This is a genomic window from Streptomyces sp. NPDC048191, from assembly GCF_040652655.1.
In the GTDB taxonomy this organism is placed as follows: Bacteria; Actinomycetota; Actinomycetes; order Streptomycetales; family Streptomycetaceae; genus Streptomyces.
This window is the reverse complement of sequence record NZ_JBEZMO010000074.1, coordinates 1-3,935: the sequence shown is the minus strand read 5'-3', so window position 1 is coordinate 3,935 and position 3,935 is coordinate 1. Positions and strand designations below refer to the sequence as shown.

The following is a 3,935-nucleotide window of genomic DNA, read 5'->3' as shown; positions in this document are numbered from 1 at the left end:
GTCAGTTCGGGCTCGGACGCGACGAACTCGCGCAAGCGGGCCGCCTGCGCCGCCAGGCCCGCCGCGTCCCGGCCGGAGAGCACCACCGGCACCGGAACCGGCAACGCCGAGTCGACGACAGGCGCCACATGTTCGACGACGGCCGCCGGCTCGACGGCCGGGGCCTGCTCGACGATCACATGCGCATTCGTACCGCTCACCCCGAACGCCGACACCCCAGCACGCCGGACCTCGGTGTCCGGCCATTCGATCGCCTCGGTCAGCAGCCGCACCGGCCCGGCCGACCAGTCCACATGGGGGGTCGGTTCGTCGATGTGCAGGGTGCGTGGCAGCAGGCCGTGGCGCATCGCCTGGACGACCTTGATCACCCCGGCGACTCCGGCGGCGGCCTGCGTGTGCCCGATGTTGGACTTGACTGACCCCAGCCACAACGGCCGGTCCCGGTCGGCGCCGTACATGGCCAGCAGGGCGTTGGCCTCGATCGGGTCGCCGAGTGTGGTGCCGGTGCCGTGCGCCTCCACCACGTCGACGTCCGCGGCGGACAGCCCGGCGGCGTCCAGCGCGGCGCGGATGACCCGCTCCTGCGAGGGCCCGTTGGGGGCGGTGAGCCCGTTGGACGCGCCGTCCTGGTTGACCGCCGAACCACGCAGGACGGCCAGCACCTCGTGGCCGTTGGCACGCGCGTCGGACAGCCGCTCCAGCACCAGCAGCCCGATGCCCTCGGACCAGCCGGTGCCGTCGGCGGTCGCGGAGAACGACTTGCACCGGCCGTCGGCGGCCAGGCCGCGCTGCCGGTCGAACTCGCGGAAAGGGGTGGGGCTGGACATGACCGTCACACCGCCGGCCAGGGCCAGGGTGGACTCGCCGGAGCGCAGTGACTGGGCGGCCAGATGCAGCGCCACCAATGAGGACGAGCAGGCGGTGTCCACGGTGACCGCCGGGCCGGTGAATCCGAAGGTGTAGGCGACCCGGCCGGTGGCGATGCTGCCCAGGTTGCCGTTGCCGAGGTAGCCCTCCAGTTCCTCGGGCACGTGCGTCAGCCTGGTCGCGTAATCCTGGTACATCAGCCCCGCGAACACCCCGGTACGGCTGCCGCGAAGGGCCGGCAGGTCGATGCCGGCGCGTTCGAACGCCTCCCAGGACAGCTCCAGCAGGAGCCGCTGCTGCGGATCCATCGCCAGCGCCTCCCGCGGGGAGATGCCGAAGAAGGCGGGATCGAAGTCACCGGCGCCGGCCAGGAAACCGCCGCGCCCGACCGGCAGTCCGGCCAGGTCCCAGCCGCGGTCGGCGGGGAAGGCCGAGATGCCGTCCCGGCCCGCGGCGACCAGGTCCCAGAGCTGCTCCGGGGTGTCGACGCCGCCGGGGTAGCGGCAGGCCATGCCCACGATCGCGACGGGATCGTCCGCCGTGGCCTTCACCGCTGGGGTGGTGGGTTGCGGTCCGGTCCGCGGGTCACCGGCCTCGGCGAGTACGAATCCGGCCAGCGCGGCCGGGGTGGGGTGGTCGAAGACCAGGGTGGTGGGCAGGCGCAGCCCGGTGGCGGCGCCGAGCCGGTTGCGCAGTTCCAGCGCGGTCAGCGAGTCGAAGCCGAGGTCGGCGAAGGACTGGTCGGCGCCGACCTGTTCGGCCCCGGCCAGGTCCAGCACTCCGGCGGCCTGGGTGCGCACCAGGTCCAGGGCGGCGCGGTGGCGCTCGGGAGCGGGCAGCGCGCGCAGCCGGTCGGCCCAGCCGGACTGCTGCCGCGTACGGCGGCCGCCGCGTACCAGGCCGGCGAACACCGGGGGCAGCGGGTCCAGCCGGTGCAGGGCGGTGGTGTCCAGCCGCATCGGCAGTACGGCCGCCTCGCCGAGCCCGACGGCGGTGTCCAGCAGGGCCAGGGCGTCCTCGGTGGGCAGGGCGGCAATGCCGTTGCGGGCGATGCGGGCCAGGTCGGCCCCGGCCAGCCCGCCGGTGATGCCGCTGCGCTCCTCCCACAGGCCCCAGCCCAGCGAGGTGGCCGGGAGCCCGGCGGCTCGGCGTTGCCGGGCCAGCGCATCGAGCGCGGCGTTGGCGGCGGAGTACGCGGCCTGCCCGGCGTTGCCGAGGGTCGCCGAGGCGGAGGAGAACAGCACGAACCGGGTGAGGTCCCGGTCACGGGTCAGTTCGTCCAGCCATCGGGCGCCCAGCACCTTCGGCGCGAGCACCGCCCCGAGCCGCTCCTCGGTGAGACCGGTGACCAGACCGTCGTCCACGATCCCGGCGGCGTGCACCACCGCCGTCACCGGGTGCTCGGCCAGCAGCGTGGCCACCGCGTCCCGCTCGGCCACGTCACACGCCACCACGGACACCTCGGCGCCGAACGAGCGCAGTTCGGCGGCCAGCTCCGCCATACCCGGCGCCCCACCACCGCGCCGCGAAGCCAGCACCAGACCGCGCACCCCGTGCCGCTCCACCAGATGCCGCGCGACCAGGCCACCGAGCGTGCCACTCGCCCCCGTGATCAGGACGACGTCCTGAGCCGACCAACAGGCCTCCTGCGCCACCTCGGCCGCGCCCGCCATCTCGGCCGCCCCCGTCGCCTCGGTCACTCGCGCCAGCCGTGGCACCAGCAACCCACCGCCACGCAGGGCAAGTTGAGGCTCACCGCCGGCCAGCGCGGTCATCAACTCCTCGTCCGTGACGGTGGGCCCGGGGGTGTCCAACAGCACGAACCGGTCGGGCCACTCGACCTGCGCCGAGCGCACCAGGCCCCACACGGCCGCCCCGGCCGGATCGGGCACCTCCTCCGCGCTGGTGGCGACCGCGCCCCGGGTGATCAGGACCAGCCGGGCACCGGGGGCGGACTCCTCGGCCGGCCAGCCGCGCAGCCGCTCCAGTACGGCGGCGGTGCGCTCGGCGAGCGGGGTGTCCTCGACCCGGAACAGCACGTCGGCGCCGGTGTCGCGGAGGTGTCCGGTGCGGGCGGGTGTCCAGTCCAGCCGGTACAGCGAATCCAGCCGCGCGGGCGGGCGCAGTTCACCGGTGAGGGCACGCAGCACCAGCCGCTCCACGGTGCCGACCGGGGCGCCGCTGTCGTCGGCGAGGTCCACCCGGACCGCGTCGTCCCCGGTGACGGTGAGCCGGACCCGCAGGGCCGCCGCGCCCGCGCCGTACCAGCGGACCCCGCGGAAGGCGAAAGGCAGCCGCAGGCCGTCGTCGCCACGCAGGGCCAGGGCGTGCAGCGCCGCGTCCAGCAGCGCCGGGTGCAGGCCGAACTCCCCTGCCTGGCCGCGCTGTTGGCCGGGCAGGCGGACCTCGGCGAAGATCTCGGCCCCGCGCCGCCAGGCCGCGCACAGCCCCTGGAACGCCGGGCCGTAGCCGAGACCGGTCTCGGCGAGCCGGGGGTAGAACTCGTCCAGGGCCACGGGTTCGGCACCGGCCGGAGGCCACTGCGCCAGGTCCGCGCCGGTGGTGTGCTCGGTGTCCTCGGCCAGCACACCGGTGGCGTGCCGGGTCCAGGGCAGTGCGGCGCCCTCCGGCCGGGAGTGGACCTCGATGCCTCGACAGCCGGCGTCGTCGGGTTCCCCTATGCCGACCCGCAGGGCGAGGCCGCCCTCGGCGGGCAGCGCCAGCGGGGCCTCCAGGGTCAGCTCGTCCAGCCGCATGTCGCCCAGCAGGTCGGCAGCGTGCCGGGCGAGTTCGACGAACGCCGTGCCGGGCAGCAGCGCCATACCGGTGACCCGGTGGTCGGCCAGCCAGGGGTGGCTGCGCAGGCTCAACCGCCCGGTCAGGACGGTGTCGACCGCGCCGGGGAGGGCGACCAGCGCGCCGAGCAGCGGGTGCCCGGCGGGAAGCGCGCCGAGCGTGGCCGGGTCGACGGAATCGGCGTTGTCGAGCCAGTAGCGGCGGCGTTGGAAGGCGTAGGTGGGCAGGTCTACCCGCTCGGCGGCGGGCAGGTACCGGCTCCAGTCGACGGT

Annotated in this window: 1 protein-coding gene; it reads right to left on the bottom strand. The window is 75.2% G+C overall.

Annotated features, from left to right (window positions below; translation table 11 throughout):
* On the bottom strand, positions 1–3,935 hold a 3,935-nt coding region (locus AB0D93_RS41335; protein WP_362131872.1), incomplete at both ends, for a type I polyketide synthase.